We start from the raw sequence: 15,612 nt of genomic DNA, 5'->3' as shown, positions 1-15,612 counted from the left end.
CCTGACACTTGTCGTGATACTTAATCATGATAAAAAGGGAGCAGAATGTCAGAAGCATACCACTCCTTAGCGTCCAAACATCGCGAAATCGTACTCATTCACAGCACTGCTGCAATTCTTGACTGGGACCAAGAGACCAACCTCCCGCGGAAAGCCCTCAATTACCGAGCCGAGCAACTATCCTACCTCTCTGGAAGAATCCACCAACTCTCGACTAATGAGGAATACCTAGACACCCTCGAAGCAGCTGAAGACATTGGAGCAGTGGACACGACTCAGAGAGCAAACCTCAGAGAATGGCGCCACCAATTTAACCGCTCTAAAAAACTCAGCAAAGGCCTCGTTGAACGTGACTCCAAGACATGTTCACTTGCTAAATCAGCATGGATAGAAGCACGGAAAAAATCTGATTTCTCTATTTTCGCACCTCATTTCAGTGCACTTCTCGAGCTCGCTAAAGAAAAATCCCAACGCTGGGGATACGAAGACGAAGCCTATGATGCGTTGTTAGACAATTATGAACGTGGAGCTCACACTAAAGACATTGTCCAAGTATTTGGCGAATACGAACCAGCGCTCGCTGAACTCGCTCGAGCAGCTGTAGAGAAGTCGAATATATCTCCCGCCAGAGATTTAGAAGGGCACTTCCCTATATCAGCTCAAAAGGTCCTCAACCAAGAAATCGCGGAGTCGATTGGTTTTGATTTCGACTCAGGAAGAATCGACACCACAACACACCCTTTTTGCACGACACTAGGCCCACATGATATCCGACTCACTACTCGCTACGATGAAGCTGACTTTACCGCTTCGCTCTTTGGGGTGATGCACGAAATGGGACACGGACTCTACGAACAAGGACTGCGTGCCAGCGACTTTGGCCTACCCAGTGGAACTGCAGCATCTCTCGGAATCCATGAATCCCAGTCTCTCCTATGGGAAGCACACGTCGGCCGCTCCCCCAGCTTTTGGAAACACTGGTTTCCTAGAGCCCAAGAGCTCTTCCCTCAGCTTCTAGATTGGAGCCTTGAAGAGTTTTTACAAACCATCAATCGTGCCAAATACTCATTCATTCGTGTCGATGCAGACGAAGTGACCTACGACCTCCACATCATGCTTCGCTTCGACATTGAGCGCCGCTTGCTCAACAACGAACTAAAAGTTGCAGACATCCCAGCAGCATGGAACGAACGCTTTGAGCAACTTTTCGGCATGAACCCACCCTCAGACGCCCAAGGTTGCTTACAAGACATTCACTGGGCCATGGGCGGCCTAGGCTACTTCCCAACCTACACACTGGGCAATCTGAACGCATCTCAGCTATTCCATGCTGCCACACAGAAAGAAGAGATACAAAAAGCATTTAACGAAGCGAATTTCACCCCATTACTCGACTGGATGAAACTGCATATTCATACCCATGGCAGCGTATACCTTCCACAAGAACTCATGCTTCAGGCTTCCGGCGAAAAAACAAACGCCAACTATCATTTAGAACACCTCAAGCTACGCTACACTTAGATTGCAGACAGAGCTCTCCAGCTAAACACATAACAAAAAAAGCATTCTCTCTGTTAGGAGAGAATGCTCTAAAATTTGATTACAACTAACAATACTGTTAGCGTGCCATCTTACTTAACGCCCTTTTTCGAAAGCTTAGTAGCACGAGTAGTGCCTTGACGAGCTTTGAACTTAGGGTTGGTCTTGCAGATAACGTAGAGTGTGCCCTTACGCTTTACCACTTGGCAATCTTCGTGGCGGCGCTTCATTGAGGCGAGTGATGATAAAACTTTCATGTATTGAAAACTAGCTGTTTGGGAGGCGCAAAATACTGACACACCCTCCCTTGTAAAGCAATTTCTACACTTTTAATGGAATTTTTTTCCATCTAAGCCTGCTTTGTATTGAAATCATTCTTAGAAATAACAGTTGATAGCAGCTGCAAATACTCTTCACGACTTACTTCATACCCTCCGAACTGGCTCAAGTGCTCTGTCATCCACTGCGTATCCAGCAGCTCCGCTCCCGACTCCCTAAGCCAGTCTACTAGGTGCACTAATGCTATCTTACTAGCATCCGTCTTACGACTGAACATACTCTCTCCAAAAAAAACTCCTTTGTAGCGCACCCCATACAAGCCTCCCTGCAAACCATCCTCGTCCCAACATTCAATGGAATGCGCGTAACCGAGTTTGTGCAACTCCACGTAGCTCTCAAGAATACATTCATCAATCCACGTTTCGGAGCGATCTGCACAACCCTCCATCACTTCTCTAAACGCCGTATCCCTACGAATGATAAATGGACGCCTCCTTAGCGCCTTCTTTAAACCTCTTGGTATGTGAAATCGCTCGTCTAGAGGAATAAGCCCACGCATTAATGGCGAGTACCACTGTAACTCGCCATCCTCAGCCATAGGGAAGACCCCCTCGCTGTATGCACCTAATAAAATTTGCGGAGGAATGAGCAGCATAAAGCAGAACTCTATGAGCTTCAGAAAAAAATGCAAGTTCACGAAACGTCACACCCAACACACCCAGAAAAAGCTCAAACCAACACTCGACAGAACCCATGCTTCTGCGAACATCAAATACTTCTATGCTAACAGCTGATCGTTACATCGGAAAACAAATCATTTCCACCACTCTCTTTGCAGTGATGATACTTAGTGGTGTATTCCTGTTAGGAAATGTTTTCAAGGAAGCGCGCCCACTCTTCGTGGGCCAACACCCATCTCCCTACCTATTTTTAGAATTCATCGTCAGTGTTCTTCCATTTTCGCTGATGTTCACCATCCCCTTCAGCTTTCTCGCGGCTGTAATGCTCGTCTTCGGGAGACTCTCTGGTGACAACGAACTAGTGGCCATGCGCATGGCTGGACGCAGCTTACCCAGAATCGCAATTCCCGTCTTCGTAGTCGCGGTCACACTCTCAGCTTTTTGCTTTTGGTTAAACGTCCAGATCGCCCCACGGGCCAAACAGAATGTCCAAGACCTGTTGGTCCAAGCCGTCCAGGAAGACCCCAACAAATTCCTCGACCCGGGCGTGGTCCAAACTCAGCTCGACGACAAACGCATCTACGTCACGGACCGCAAAGGAGACATCCTCTACGGTGTTCACATTCATGATATCGGAAACGATTCAAATCAATATAGAGAAACCCTCTACACCTATGCTGAGAGAGCCCACCTCGCTATAGATATAGAAAAAGGCCAACTTGAACTCCGGCTCGAAGATGCCACCATCGAAACTATCGATAAAAACGGCATTCACACACCCATTACTGTCGCCGCGGTTAATCCCGTCATTTTTGATTTCAATGTAGAAAGAAAAAAACGCATCCGAGCCTCCTACATGACCAATAGCGAGATCCATGACTACCTCGAGGCCACCCCAAACCTAGATCCGGAGAAGCGCGCTGAGTTCAAAAACCAAATCACGCACCGCAGATCCTACTCACTCGCCTGCATCGCCTTCGCCCTGGTGGGAGTCCCTCTCGGCATGACCACTCGAAGAAAAGAATCTTCGAGCGGATTTGCATTTTCATTAGCCATCGGCATGGGCTACTTCCTCTTTCACATTTTCGCCAATCAAAGCGACTCAGAGTCGACCGAAGTCACCACTATTTTGTATTGGCTTCCCAATATCCTAGCCCTCCTCATAGGCTACTCCCTCTTCCGTCGCGCACGCAGAAGATAACCCCATGGCTAAATATAAGCATCCAGCCCGCAACCTCTGGCGCAATGTCTCTACGTTTTTCAAAGAAAACTCCGTAGACCTCTTACCTATTCGCCACAGCCTAGGCGACCTGCGACCCAGCTTCATGCGATCTGACGCTAAAGCCGCATTGAACGTCGCCCTCCTCACGCTCCCCCAAGGCATGGCATATGCAGCCATTGCCGAACTCCCGATCTATTACGGCATCATCTGCTCGATCATAGCCGGCATCTTAGCCCCCCTTTTTGCCAGCTCCCGTTTCACCATGCTCGGCCCCACCAATGCCACAGCATTCATGGTTTTCTCCTACTTTGTCTCTCACCCCGAGATCGATCTAGCCAGCAGAATGGCCATGATGCCCTTGCTGGTTTTTATGGTCGGAGCCCTCTCAGTAGCGGGAGCATTCTTCAAGGTCGCCGACCTACTCCAATACGTTAGCCGCAGCGTCCTTGTCGGATACATCACGGGTGCAGCCCTGCTCATCATGACCAACCAGATGAAGCATATCCTAGGCATCGCAGAACCAATGGCGGAACAAGGAGCGAAAACCTTCTTCTCCATCTTAGGTGCCACAGCCGACCTCTGGCAGCATTACAAATGGCAACCATGCCTCATCGGCGCTGGTACACTAACACTCTACCTAACACTGCAGAAAAAGTTTAAAGCTCTGCCAAATTTTGCGATCTGCCTCACCATAGTCACCCTCGCCTCCGTCGCACTAAAGACCTGGGCTCCCCCATTTGCTGAACTCAGCACTTTCACATCCTTTGCCCAATTTTCAATTTCACCCAGCATACCTATCCTCCAGTTCCCAAGCGTCACGATCCTCTTCGATGCTATATCCTCGCTTTTCGCCGTAGCCTTTGCCATCGCCTTTCTCGCCTCGCTCGAGAACACCGTCATGGGGAAATCCCTTGGGTCCCGCATCGGTGAACGCCCAGACGTCAACCAAGATATGTTTGCTGTTGGCATGGCTAACATGGGAGCCTCACTACTCGCTCCCATGCCAGCCTCCGCCTCGCTGACGCGGTCTGCACTCAATTACGAGTCCGGTGCCAAATCTCGCTTTGCATCGATCTACTGCTCCGCACTTTGCCTCATCGGATTTATAGCACTCATCAAACTACCAATCGTTGAGCACATCCCAAAATCTGCGCTCGCCGGCCTAGTTATCGGCATCGCTATTTCGCTCATTAATCGTCATAACATCCGTATTTGCCTACGCACCACTCATGACGACGCACTGGTCATCCTTACCACCTTTACCGCCACCCTTCTCACACGCCTAGACTACGCCATTTTCGTGGGTGTAGCCCTCTCCATCACACTCTTCCTCCGAAAGGCCTCTATACCTCACCTCGTCGAATATGAAATGAATGACGAAGGTGCACTGCGCGAACGCGACATCAAAAAAGAGCGCCCCAACCCAGCCATATCCATAGTACACGTCGAGGGAGACCTTTACTTCGGCGCCGCTGATCTATTCCGCACTCAAGTTCAGCGCACAGCATCCGACCCAAACCTCAAAGTCATCATACTGCGCCTAAAAAATGCGCGCCACCTCGACGCCACTAGCGTGATGGCCATGGAAAGCTTAGTACGCCATATGCGCGGTGAAGGTAGACACGTACTCATCTCAGGCGCGTCACGTGAGGTCTACAAGGTCCTCAAGCTCTCAGGCGCCCTAGAATGCATACAAGAAGGCTGTGACCGCACCCAAGGGGAAACTAACCTCTTCGTTTACTCCCCTAGCAACCCGAACCTCTCCACTAGAGATGCGCTGCTACGCGCACAAGACCTGCTCGGCACCAAGCAAGCAGACATTAAGATCTTCTATGATCCGTCACACTCTAAAAATTAGAGTCTCCACAGCATGTGATTTTTCATTGAAATTTCCCCCATTCAGCCTCACTAGTGGGGCATGAATGAATCTTTAGTCATCGAACTCGCCACCCTCCCAGAGGAAGGCAAGAACTTCCAGGGTGAGCTCGACTCAGCTCTCTACAGCCTCCCTAAGCACGACGCCCAGCCAGCTGGACCACTCTACTACGATCTCACTGTTCAGCGTTTTGAGGACGAACTTTTAGTCCGAGGCTTCATCTCCTCACCATTCAAATTTACATGCGTGCGTGATAATCAAGAATTTGTGCGAACAATTTCTATCGAAGAATTTGGACAATCTTTCGAAATCGAAGAGAGCTCTGTAAACCTCACTGAAGCCTTACGGGAAGAGGTTTTGATGGCTTTCCCTAGCTATCCAACCTGCACCGAAGCCGATGAACCTCACGAATGTAAAATAGATGATCGCTATTTAGCAGTAGACAAAGACCCAGAAGATGGTGTAGACGAAGCGCCCCAAAGCAAGAGTGACAACCGATGGGGTGCACTCGATCAGCTTGACGAATTTAAAGATTAATAACCAACCGTCTCATAAGACACCAAGATTATGGCAGTACCAAAGCGTAGAACATCCAAAATGAAGCAGAAAATGCGTCGCGGCGCTAACCGTTGGCGTGCACCTAAACTCCAGACCTGCTCCGAATGCGGCAGCCGCGTTCCTGGTCACATTGCTTGCCCATCATGTGGCAGCTACGCTGGCCGTCAGGTTCTTGAAGTTGACGCTCTCTAAAATGCTCCCGCGATACACTCGCGGAGCTACGAATATTTTCAAAAACGCTGCGGCAACAAGTTTGTCGCGCGTTTTTTCGTGTTTACACTAGTTAAACCGCACATAGATTTTACTTATGAAAATCGCACTCGATGCAATGGGCGGAGACAAAGCCCCTCTCGTCAACATTATTGGCGCTAAAGATGCTCTCGCACTTTACCCTAGAATTGAGAAAATTTTTCTCGTTGGCGATGAAGAGGTCCTCAAACAAGATTGTAAGAAGCACCAACTTACTGACCCTCGCGTAGAAATCGTCCACGCACCAGAAGTTGTCGAAATGCACGAATCTGGAGCAAAGACACTTCGCTCAAAGAAGAAGTCTTCAATCGCAGTTGCTACTGAACTCGTAAAATCAGGCATAGCAGACGCTGTGGTAAGCGCCGGAAACACAGGCGCAGCAGTGGCCACGGCCACGCTCAAACTCCGCACACTCAAGGGTGTTGAGCGCGCAGGAATAGCCAGCCCGATCCCAAACGAACACGGTATCTGCAATCTACTCGACGCTGGAGCTAACCCCGAGGCAACAGCCAAACACCTCGTAACCTACGCTATAATGGGAGCCATTTACTCCAACCACGTCATGGGAGTTAAGAACCCAGTCGTAGGACTCATGTCAAATGGCGAGGAAGATGAAAAAGGCAACACCTTAACTAAAGAGACCTTCATCCTACTTAAGGAGCTAGAAAAAGCAGGGAAATGCCCCTTCACATTCAAAGGCAACATCGAAGGACATGACCTCTTCGAAACAAAAATCGACGTCGCTCTTTGCGACGGCTTCACCGGCAACATCATTTTAAAATCCTGCGAGGCGACAGCAAAGGCCATGTCCAAATGGCTAAAGCTCGAATTCAAACGTAATCCATTCCGCGTACTCGGTGCGGCAATGTCACGCGGCGTATTCAAAGCGGTCAAACAACGCTCATCCTACGAATCCTATGGAGGCAGCCCGCTTCTCGGAGTCAACGGCGTCTGCATCATCGCTCACGGCGGATCATCCGCTCTAGCCATGCAAAATGCTATCCGCGTAGGCATGGAGACAGTAGAACAAAGTGTGAACCCACACATTGAAGAAGCTCTCGAAGCTCTCACTTAAGCAATTCACAGACACCCTGCGCCACACTACTGACGTCTTTTCAACGAGATCGTGACGCAAAAAAGAATAGCGCCTCCGCCTATTCAGAACTATCCTCTTGCGGCGCAATTCAACAAAACTGCTCCGCAATTTAACAAGCACACTTTCCAGCAGTGCTTGACTTATTTACCACTATACTAAAAAAGAACGTTCTATGTCCAACCAACTTGAATCTCTGAAGGGCTACACCACTATCGTAGCCGACACTGGTGACTTCCAATCCATCGCGGAATACACACCACAAGACGCAACTACTAATCCATCGCTCATTCTAAAAGCGAGCCAACAGGAAGAGTACTCAGCTCTCGTGGACAAGGCAGTAGCTGAGTTCGCTAGCTCCGACCTCACTGGAGACGCCAAGACAGAAGCAATCATCGACCGACTTCTCATCCTCTTTGGCCTCGAAATCCTCAAAGTCGTTCCAGGTCGCGTCTCCACAGAAGTGGACGCTCGTCTTTCTTTCGACACTGCTGGCACAGTAACTAAAGCCAAACAACTCATCGCGGCATACGAAGCTGAAGGCATCAGTCGTGAGCGCGTACTCATCAAGATCGCCTCCACATGGGAAGGCATCAAAGCTGCTGAAGAGATCGAGAAAGAAGGCATTCGTTGTAACCTCACACTCCTCTTCTCCATGGCTCAAGCTATCGCATGTGCCGAAGCTAAGGTTCAGCTCATCTCCCCATTCGTAGGCCGCATCTACGATTGGTATAAAGCGAAGAACGGCGTAGAGTACACAGGCGCAGAAGACCCAGGTGTTCAGTCTGTGTCTCAGATTTTCAACTACTATAAGAAGTTTGGTTACGCGACAGAAGTCATGGGTGCATCTTTCAGAAATGTTAGTCAGATCACTGAGCTATCTGGTTGCGATTTACTCACTATCAGCCCAGGTCTCCTCCAGCAACTCAAGGACACAAGCGGCGAAGTAGAACTAAAACTCGACCCGGCTAAAGCAGCTACGGCTGATATCGAGAAAATCTCTCTCGACGAGAAAGCATTCCGCTTCATGTACAATGAAGATGCTATGGCTACCGAAAAAACAGCAGAAGGCATCCGTGCATTCTCTGCTGACATCGTAAAGCTAGAAAAGCTCATCACAGACCGTATCTAATCGAACAATTCGATTTTAAAAGGTACTTATAATGGCACTCTACACACTAGGCGACATTCATGGAAAATTTTCCAAGCTCGCCACCAAACTCACTGAACTCCCAACCGGAGCTCATATCATTTGCGTTGGCGATATTGGCTTAGGATTTCCTGACTCACGAAGTGCAGAGTGTCTTTTTGACGTCGATCAAGTTGCCACAGAACGAAACCAAAAAATCTGGCTCGTTCGTGGCAACCACGACAACCCTGACATCTGGCAGAGCCTGCGAGAAGAATGGAACTCCAAACTCACAAGTATCCGTATCGCTCGCGATGTAGACCGCTTAAAGGTTGGTAATATTCATGCCATTTTAGTAGGTGGCGCTATCTCTTTAGACCGGAGCCACCCAGAACGTGTCCACGGCCACAACTGGTGGGAAAACGAAGGCGTACAGAAAAACGCACTTAAGCAAGTGGAACTCATGGTAGAGTCCTACGGCCGTGCTGATCTTCTAGTCACACACGCCGGCCCCATTGAGGCCAAACCAGGACCAGAGCGAGACACGGAGTCCTTTGATCACTACCAAAAGACCGACGCCACCCTTAAAACAGATGTCCTCGCGGAACGCCAGCTACTGAGCGACATCCTACTCGCCAGCCAAGCACGCACTATCGCCTTCGGCCATTACCACGTGCCACTAGAGAGCAATGTAGGCCCTATTCGCTACCGTTGCTGCGCCGAACTTGAAGCGTGGGAATACATCAAACGCAGCGTACTACCACCCCTCCCTTCCTAACTTCCCCCATCTGAGGCACAACTCATCAATTAAGAGTTTTATATCCATTGACCAGAGCCCATTGACCCATTAACAAAAAATCATGAGCGAAAAGAACACTGGCCCAATGGAATACGGCATGCTCGGAGAAGACCTAGCGAGCGAAGATGAAAAAGTCGCAAAGTACACTGGCGACGTGGACTGGTCATACCTGCGACCACACTTCAAGTCAGGTGCTATGATTTACGTCGACCCCAGCCTCGGGTTAAAAGAAGTAGCGAAAGCATTCACCAATGACGAGAAAGACAAGGTTAGCGCCTGGATGAAAAAGGCAGACCTCGTTAAACCATCCTCTCTTCATGCTGACTGGTGGGAATACGACAAAACTCGCTTCACCGCGGTCGTAGTCACCCCCTTCGTCCTCGCTCAGCCTCTCCCGGCGGAAGGCTAACCTACACTCATAGGAGCTTATAGAAAACGCTTGAAGCTATTCACTCCTACCTCTCAAAACCGCTCGCACGATAGCACCCAACCCTAGGCCAATAGCAACCACCACCCAGACGTTGCCATTACCTAACATCTGCCCAGGAGCATTCATTCCAAGAATCGCAGCGAGCGTCATCAGTGGAAAAAAGAAAGCAGCTAAGCGATTCAGCTTCTGCGCTTCCTTCGCTGACCTTTGCGCATCCTTTGCCTGCGCCGCTGCATTCTTAGCGATCATATACTCCAAGCTCGACTTAGCATCTTGAAGCAACAAGTCGCCACTTCGCTCCATATTGACAGCCAAGTCTCGTGTAGCCAAAATATCCAAATCGTCCTTCAAAGCTCTCCTTAACTCGCTCAAGACCTGAGCCACATGGCGGCCTGCTCGCGCTACCGGAGTAGCACCATCGATCACCTCATGAATAACCTCAGCCTCATTCGCTGATTCCAAAAGCTGATCCAACTCTGTAAGCTTTCGTTGGTAATCTCTCACCAAGCTTTTCAACTCAGACTTCCCTCCTGAACTAGGCAGAGATTTCCACTCACCACCAGAATCTAGCCAAAACAAAGCAGCCTCGCGGTGACTTTTATCCTCAACTTTAGGCACTTGGTGTAATAGGACCAAAATCTCCCCCTCTTCCTCGATTAATCTCTGATGCCCCACATCTTCACCCACCCGATGACGGATCACTGGCGACACATTCCAAGACTTTGGGATAATCGATTTACGCGTGCTAACTGGCTGCATGCATTTTTCTAAACCAATCCCAACAACTAAGCCCATGATAATCCTCAAAAACTAAGCGCACTGACTCACATTTATGAAAGATTTTCATCTAATATATCACCACCATAGAAACCATACGTCTACATCCTGAAAATCTCCGAAATCTAGGCTTAACAAGCCCTAACAACTATAACATAAGGAACAAAACCTCCTGGAACCGGAAAAGCAACTCATTGGCTCTTGTGGTTCACACCAGAATACTCTAAACCCCGCGCCATCAATTGATCATTCTTATGTCTACTATTATTTACACCAAGACAGACGAGGCTCCAGCGCTCGCAACCTATTCACTACTCCCTGTGATCGAGGCATTTTCTAAGACTGCAGGCGTTGCGGTCGAAACCCGCGACATCTCACTCGCTGGACGCATCATTTCAACCTTCCCAGAAAACCTCTCCGAAGATCAAAAGATCGGTGATGCTCTCGCTGAGCTCGGCGAGCTCGCTAAGACTCCAGAAGCAAACATCATCAAGCTTCCTAACATCTCTGCATCAGTACCTCAGCTCAAAGCTGCAATCACTGAGCTCCAAGCAGCTGGATACGACATCCCGAACTACGAAGACGCTGAAGACCGCTACTCCAAGATCAAAGGTTCTGCAGTAAACCCAGTGCTCCGCGAAGGTAACTCTGACCGCCGCGCACCTAAAGCAGTTAAAAACTACGCTAAGGTAAACCCACACCGCATGGGAGCATGGTCAAAGGACTCCAAGTCCCACGTTTCCACCATGAGTGAAAATGATTTCTACTCCAATGAGCAATCCGTCACTCTCGAAAAAGCGACTGACGCGAAAATCGTTTTCACTGCTACTGACGGCACAGAAACAGTACTCAAAGAATCCACACCACTCCTCGAAGGTGAAGTGTTTGATTCCACATTCATGAGCAAGAAGGCTCTCATCTCCTTCCTCGAACAAGAAATCGCTGACGCAAAAGCAAAAGACGTCCTTTTCTCCCTTCACATGAAGGCCACCATGATGAAGGTCTCTGACCCGATCATCTTCGGCCATGGCGTAGAAGTATTCTATAAGCCAGTCTTCACTAAGCACGCAGCGACTATCGCTGAGCTCGGCGTAAATACGAAGAACGGCTTCGGCGACCTCGTTGCTAAGCTCGACTCACTCCCAGCTGACAAGAAAGCTGAGATCGAAGCAGACATAGCAGCATGTTACGCGGACGCACCAGCAGTCGCTATGGTTGACTCCGACAAGGGCATCACCAACCTCCACGTACCATCCGACGTGATCATCGATGCTTCCATGCCAGCAATGATCCGTACTTCAGGCCAAATGTGGAACGCCGCTGGCGATCAGCAAGACACGAAAGCAGTCATTCCTGACAGCTCCTACGCAGGTGTTTACGCAGCGACTATCGACTTCTGCCGCGAAAACGGTGCATTCGACCCAACTACCATGGGTACAGTTCCAAACGTTGGCCTCATGGCGCAGAAAGCTGAAGAATACGGCTCACACGACAAAACTTTCGAAATCCCTGCTGACGGCACAGTAAAAGTTCTCGACTCCGACGGCAACGTTCTCACTGAACACTCCGTAGAAGAAGGTGACATCTGGCGTGCATGTCAGGCAAAGGACGCACCTATCAAGGACTGGGTGAAACTCGCAGTCACACGCGCTCGCGCAACTGGCACACCTGCTGTGTTCTGGCTCGACGAAACACGTGCACACGATGCTGAACTCATCAAAAAAGTGGGCGCATACCTACTCGATCACGATACAGAAGGCCTCGAGCTTCTCATCATGGCGCCTACCGAAGCGACTGAGTACACACTCGCTCGCACTAAGGCTGGTGAAGACACCATCTCGGTCACTGGAAACGTTCTCCGTGATTACCTCACAGACCTTTTCCCTATCCTCGAGCTCGGCACTTCTGCTAAAATGCTATCCATCGTTCCACTTATGAACGGCGGAGGACTCTTCGAAACCGGCGCTGGCGGTTCTGCTCCTAAGCACGTTCAGCAGGTAGAAAAGGAAAACCACCTCCGTTGGGACTCCCTCGGCGAATTCCTCGCAACAGCAGTTTCCTACGAGCACCTCGCTACAGCCTACAACAACCCGAAAGCTGGAGTTCTCGGTAAGACACTCGACGAAGCAACTGAGAAGTTCCTTCAGAACGACAAGTCACCATCACGTAAAGTAGGCGAACTCGATAATCGTGGTTCCCACTTCTACCTCGCTACATACTGGGCTGAAGCACTTGCAGAACAAACTGAAGACGCAGACCTCCAGGCAGCATTTGCACCAATCGCAAAAGAGCTTGCTGACAACGAAGAAACTATCGTTAGCGAACTTAACGCAGCTCAAGGACCTGCAGCTGATCTCGGCGGCTACTTCCTCTTCGACGACGCTAAGACGACTGCGATCATGCGCCCATCCGCGACATACAACGCGATTATCGCAAAACTTGGCTAATACCAAACAAGCGATCTACTAAAGATTCAAAAAGCGCTGTCGAGAAATCGGCAGCGCTTTTTTGTGGAATGATTTCTGTAGAACTCCCTCATACGATGCAAATACTACCATCACCATGTTCAACTCCATCATCAAACTCCCAAACACGACACTCGCCTACCATTGTCTCCGTTTTACTTTCGGAATTAGCTTCCTCGTTCACGGCGCCATTCGCCTCCCTAAAATCCAAGCCTTCGCAACTGGCATGGCAGGACAATTCGACGACACACTTCTCGCCGGATTCCCGGCTCTCACCTTCGCCTATGCCATCCCATTTATCGAAGCGCTAGTCGGCCTATCCTTACTCATCGGCGGACAGATCACACGCATTGGCCTCATGACTGGCATCCTACTCATGGGCGGAATCATGTTCGGCACATGCATGTTAGAAAAATGGGAACTCCTCACATCACAGCTCTTGCACGCTACCGCCTTCTACCTACTGCTCATCAATCCGCATACAGCGGGAGCCGAAGCTAAGAGCAACTCTAATCAATAAAATAACTAAGTACGCGCCACTACCTCCCTAATAAAAAATTTCAACTAATAAACACACACTCTCTGTGCCAATTCAAATATCCCATATGGGCATCCTTGATGCCTTTTATTTTTGCAGTAGAACTAATCCCCATAGCCATTAAATTTTTTGTGTGTTCCGTACTGAGTACTATGTACCCTTTCTCATCAAATGATATAAAACCTTGATCGAAAGCTAAATCATAAGATGGAGACAAGGCTAGGCCATTCATAGGGTCTAGTCTTTCCACATCATTTGCAGTACTCCACGGTTTGATATGAGAAGCCCTGATTAATATATCGACCCCTGTTACACAGCACCGTCCATTAAAGTTTTTTAAAACTTCTCTCCTAAACCTTTGCTGCCCGACCCTAGCTTTAATCTGAGCAAGCTTTGTTGTAGCAGTAACATTTTCATCTAAAGCAATTTCGATAATACTTTTTTGAGGTTTATCAGACTGAAGTTCGAACAAGTCCTGTAATAGATCTTCATAGAAATAATATAGCTCTAATACACCTTCATCATCTCTATGTTTATCTGTAAGTAAGAGCTCATCCAGATTATCCCTACGGGCTTCAATAACGCACCTTAGCGCCTCAACTTCTCCATATTTGTTGATGGATCTCCCTATACGCCTCTCTTTACCTCTAGAGTCCTTAAAACTAGCACGCCAAGAAACGCTAACCTCCCCATTCTTACCTTTGGTAAATTCCCGATACACACCTGGAATACCGCTAGTATTGTTTGACTGAAGCTCCGTTGAGATTCCTCTCCCCTTGCCTTCAGTCATCCAATTTTTGATGGCTACCTTGTCAGAGTTTTAAGTTAACCACTTCTTTCGGTACTCTTTAGCAGCCACTAAAGCCTCACTCTCACTACCCCACTTATTATACCTAAACAGCTTACTTGTGTATTTCCTCTTCCCATCCGGCCCCGGAAAATTAAATTTCACAAGCCATCCTTCTAAACCATTCTGAGAATATCTGGTAAGATAGCGCATTCCCCATTTGAAATCTTCATTACTCATAATTCATTATTAGCATCTAAATTTATTAAATAGATTCAAAATCTATGAGAACAACTCGCTACACACACATACCTAACGACAGCAGACAGCAAAAACTAGAATGTGACTACTGCGAGGCGTAGTTTCGCGCGCCAAAGATCGAACTCCCCACGCGCACCATCGTTGCTCCCTCTTCGATCGCCACCTCGAAGTCACCACTCATTCCCATACTCAGCTCACTGAGCTCCACGCCATGCTTTTCACAAAGCTCTTTACGTAGACTCACCATGGCTTGAAAGAACGGCCGTGCCTGATCTGGCTCTGCAACTGCTGGCGGTATACACATGAGCCCCTTCACCTCGAGATTCTCTAATTGCATAATCTCCGCAAAATGTTCGCGAATCTCATCCAGCTCAAAGCCTCCCTTACTCAACTCTGCCCCAATATTTACCTGCAACAGCACTTTCGGCTTCAAGCTCATATCCGCAGCCACACCATCAGCATAGCGAGCGAGCTTGAGCGAATCGACACTATGCACCCAGTGAAACAAACCTAAGACCTTGCGTACCTTATTACGCTGGAGACCACCGATGAAATGCCACTCAAGCCCTTGATCCATCGCTGGGATTTTCTCCTGCCCTTCCTGTAATTTATTCTCACCCAGAATTTTCTGCCCTGCATCTACAGCTAGCTGCACATGATCCACTGACCAGGTCTTCGAGACAGCCACTAAGGTAACCTCCTCAGCCTCACAGCCAACACGCGACGCTGCAGCCTTAATACGGCCCTGCACCTCCCTCAAATTCTGCGCCACTTCAGTCATACCCACATCCTCATTTCCCAGCCGAAAAAGGCAACTCCTTTTAATAAACAAAGCTTAATGACTTTCGACAACAGCCCGCCAATTTCTCTCTCATCACCACTTGCATTTTAGAGAAGCCGCATGACAATCGCAATACTGCCACATTTCAC

The 15,612-nt window shown here is 48.8% G+C and carries 16 protein-coding genes; 11 read left to right on the top strand and 5 right to left on the bottom strand.

The genetic code is table 11. From position 1 onward, the window contains the following. Window positions 1–45: 45 nt before the first annotated feature. A complete protein-coding gene (locus ACSHX2_RS01540; RefSeq protein ID WP_435689905.1) occupies window positions 46–1,521 on the top strand; it encodes a carboxypeptidase M32 in 1,476 nt (491 codons plus the stop codon). A 110-nt stretch (window positions 1,522–1,631) separates the two neighbouring features. Here ACSHX2_RS01540 and ykgO read toward each other — a convergent pair whose 3' ends face one another. Both ykgO and aat read right to left on the bottom strand, forming a co-directional pair. Continuing rightward, window positions 1,632–1,796 carry a type B 50S ribosomal protein L36 gene (gene ykgO / locus ACSHX2_RS01535; protein WP_105041962.1) on the bottom strand — a complete coding sequence of 55 codons (165 nt, stop codon included), beginning with the start codon at window positions 1,794–1,796 and terminating at the stop codon, window positions 1,632–1,634. 92 nt (window positions 1,797–1,888) lie between these two features. Next, entirely contained in the window at window positions 1,889–2,473 is a 585-nt protein-coding gene (gene aat / locus ACSHX2_RS01530) for a leucyl/phenylalanyl-tRNA--protein transferase (RefSeq protein ID WP_435689903.1), read from the bottom strand. A 98-nt stretch (window positions 2,474–2,571) separates the two neighbouring features. Here aat and ACSHX2_RS01525 point away from each other — a divergent pair, with 98 nt between their 5' ends. The 8 genes from ACSHX2_RS01525 (at window position 2,572) to ACSHX2_RS01490 (ending at window position 9,833) form a co-directional block, all read left to right on the top strand. After that, window positions 2,572–3,699: an LptF/LptG family permease gene (locus tag ACSHX2_RS01525; RefSeq protein ID WP_435689901.1), complete on the top strand. Its 1,128-nt coding sequence runs from the start codon at window positions 2,572–2,574 to the stop codon at window positions 3,697–3,699. A 4-nt stretch (window positions 3,700–3,703) separates the two neighbouring features. Further along, a complete protein-coding gene (locus ACSHX2_RS01520) occupies window positions 3,704–5,578 on the top strand; it encodes a SulP family inorganic anion transporter (protein ID WP_435689899.1) in 1,875 nt (624 codons plus the stop codon). Window positions 5,579–5,638: 60 nt separating this feature from the next. Beyond that, the gene (locus ACSHX2_RS01515; protein ID WP_435689897.1) at window positions 5,639–6,133 is read left to right on the top strand and encodes a YceD family protein; all 495 of its coding nucleotides are present in this window, start codon (window positions 5,639–5,641) and stop codon (window positions 6,131–6,133) included. A 30-nt stretch (window positions 6,134–6,163) separates the two neighbouring features. Beyond that, window positions 6,164–6,346: a 50S ribosomal protein L32 gene (rpmF, locus tag ACSHX2_RS01510; RefSeq protein ID WP_377093710.1), complete on the top strand. Its 183-nt coding sequence runs from the start codon at window positions 6,164–6,166 to the stop codon at window positions 6,344–6,346. Window positions 6,347–6,461: 115 nt separating this feature from the next. Then, window positions 6,462–7,478, top strand: coding sequence for a phosphate acyltransferase PlsX (gene plsX, locus ACSHX2_RS01505; RefSeq protein ID WP_435689894.1), 1,017 nt, complete (start codon window positions 6,462–6,464; stop codon window positions 7,476–7,478). A 193-nt stretch (window positions 7,479–7,671) separates the two neighbouring features. Next, window positions 7,672–8,628: a transaldolase gene (gene tal / locus ACSHX2_RS01500; RefSeq protein ID WP_435689892.1), complete on the top strand. Its 957-nt coding sequence runs from the start codon at window positions 7,672–7,674 to the stop codon at window positions 8,626–8,628. A 31-nt stretch (window positions 8,629–8,659) separates the two neighbouring features. Further along, window positions 8,660–9,403, top strand: coding sequence for a metallophosphoesterase (locus ACSHX2_RS01495; RefSeq protein WP_435689891.1), 744 nt, complete (start codon window positions 8,660–8,662; stop codon window positions 9,401–9,403). Between the two features lie 82 nt (window positions 9,404–9,485). Beyond that, complete coding sequence (locus ACSHX2_RS01490) at window positions 9,486–9,833, top strand: DUF2288 domain-containing protein (RefSeq protein ID WP_435689889.1); 348 nt, start codon at window positions 9,486–9,488, stop codon at window positions 9,831–9,833. Between the two features lie 36 nt (window positions 9,834–9,869). Here the strand turns inward: ACSHX2_RS01490 and ACSHX2_RS01485 are convergent, their stop codons facing one another. After that, window positions 9,870–10,613: a hypothetical protein gene (locus ACSHX2_RS01485; RefSeq protein WP_435689887.1), complete on the bottom strand. Its 744-nt coding sequence runs from the start codon at window positions 10,611–10,613 to the stop codon at window positions 9,870–9,872. A gap of 272 nt (window positions 10,614–10,885) precedes the next feature. Here ACSHX2_RS01485 and ACSHX2_RS01480 point away from each other — a divergent pair, with 272 nt between their 5' ends. Together ACSHX2_RS01480 and ACSHX2_RS01475 are read left to right on the top strand one after the other, a co-directional pair. Next, complete coding sequence (locus ACSHX2_RS01480; protein WP_435689885.1) at window positions 10,886–13,078, top strand: NADP-dependent isocitrate dehydrogenase; 2,193 nt, start codon at window positions 10,886–10,888, stop codon at window positions 13,076–13,078. 115 nt (window positions 13,079–13,193) lie between these two features. Then, window positions 13,194–13,616, top strand: coding sequence for a DoxX family protein (locus ACSHX2_RS01475; protein WP_435689884.1), 423 nt, complete (start codon window positions 13,194–13,196; stop codon window positions 13,614–13,616). Window positions 13,617–13,656: 40 nt separating this feature from the next. Here the strand turns inward: ACSHX2_RS01475 and ACSHX2_RS01470 are convergent, their stop codons facing one another. Both ACSHX2_RS01470 and ACSHX2_RS01465 read right to left on the bottom strand, forming a co-directional pair. Further along, window positions 13,657–14,424 (bottom strand): HNH endonuclease, encoded by a 768-nt coding sequence (locus tag ACSHX2_RS01470; protein ID WP_435689882.1) that lies wholly within the window; start codon window positions 14,422–14,424, stop codon window positions 13,657–13,659. 343 nt (window positions 14,425–14,767) lie between these two features. Further along, on the bottom strand, window positions 14,768–15,463 hold the full coding sequence (locus ACSHX2_RS01465; RefSeq protein WP_435689880.1) for a YggS family pyridoxal phosphate-dependent enzyme: 696 nt from the start codon (window positions 15,461–15,463) through the stop codon (window positions 14,768–14,770). Window positions 15,464–15,612 lie beyond the last annotated feature (149 nt).

The sequence above is a fragment of the Rubritalea sp. genome (assembly GCF_051252225.1).
GTDB lineage: Bacteria > Verrucomicrobiota > Verrucomicrobiia > Verrucomicrobiales > Akkermansiaceae > Rubritalea.
Note: the sequence above shows the minus strand (reverse complement) of the source record. Positions and strands in the feature narration are given on the sequence as shown.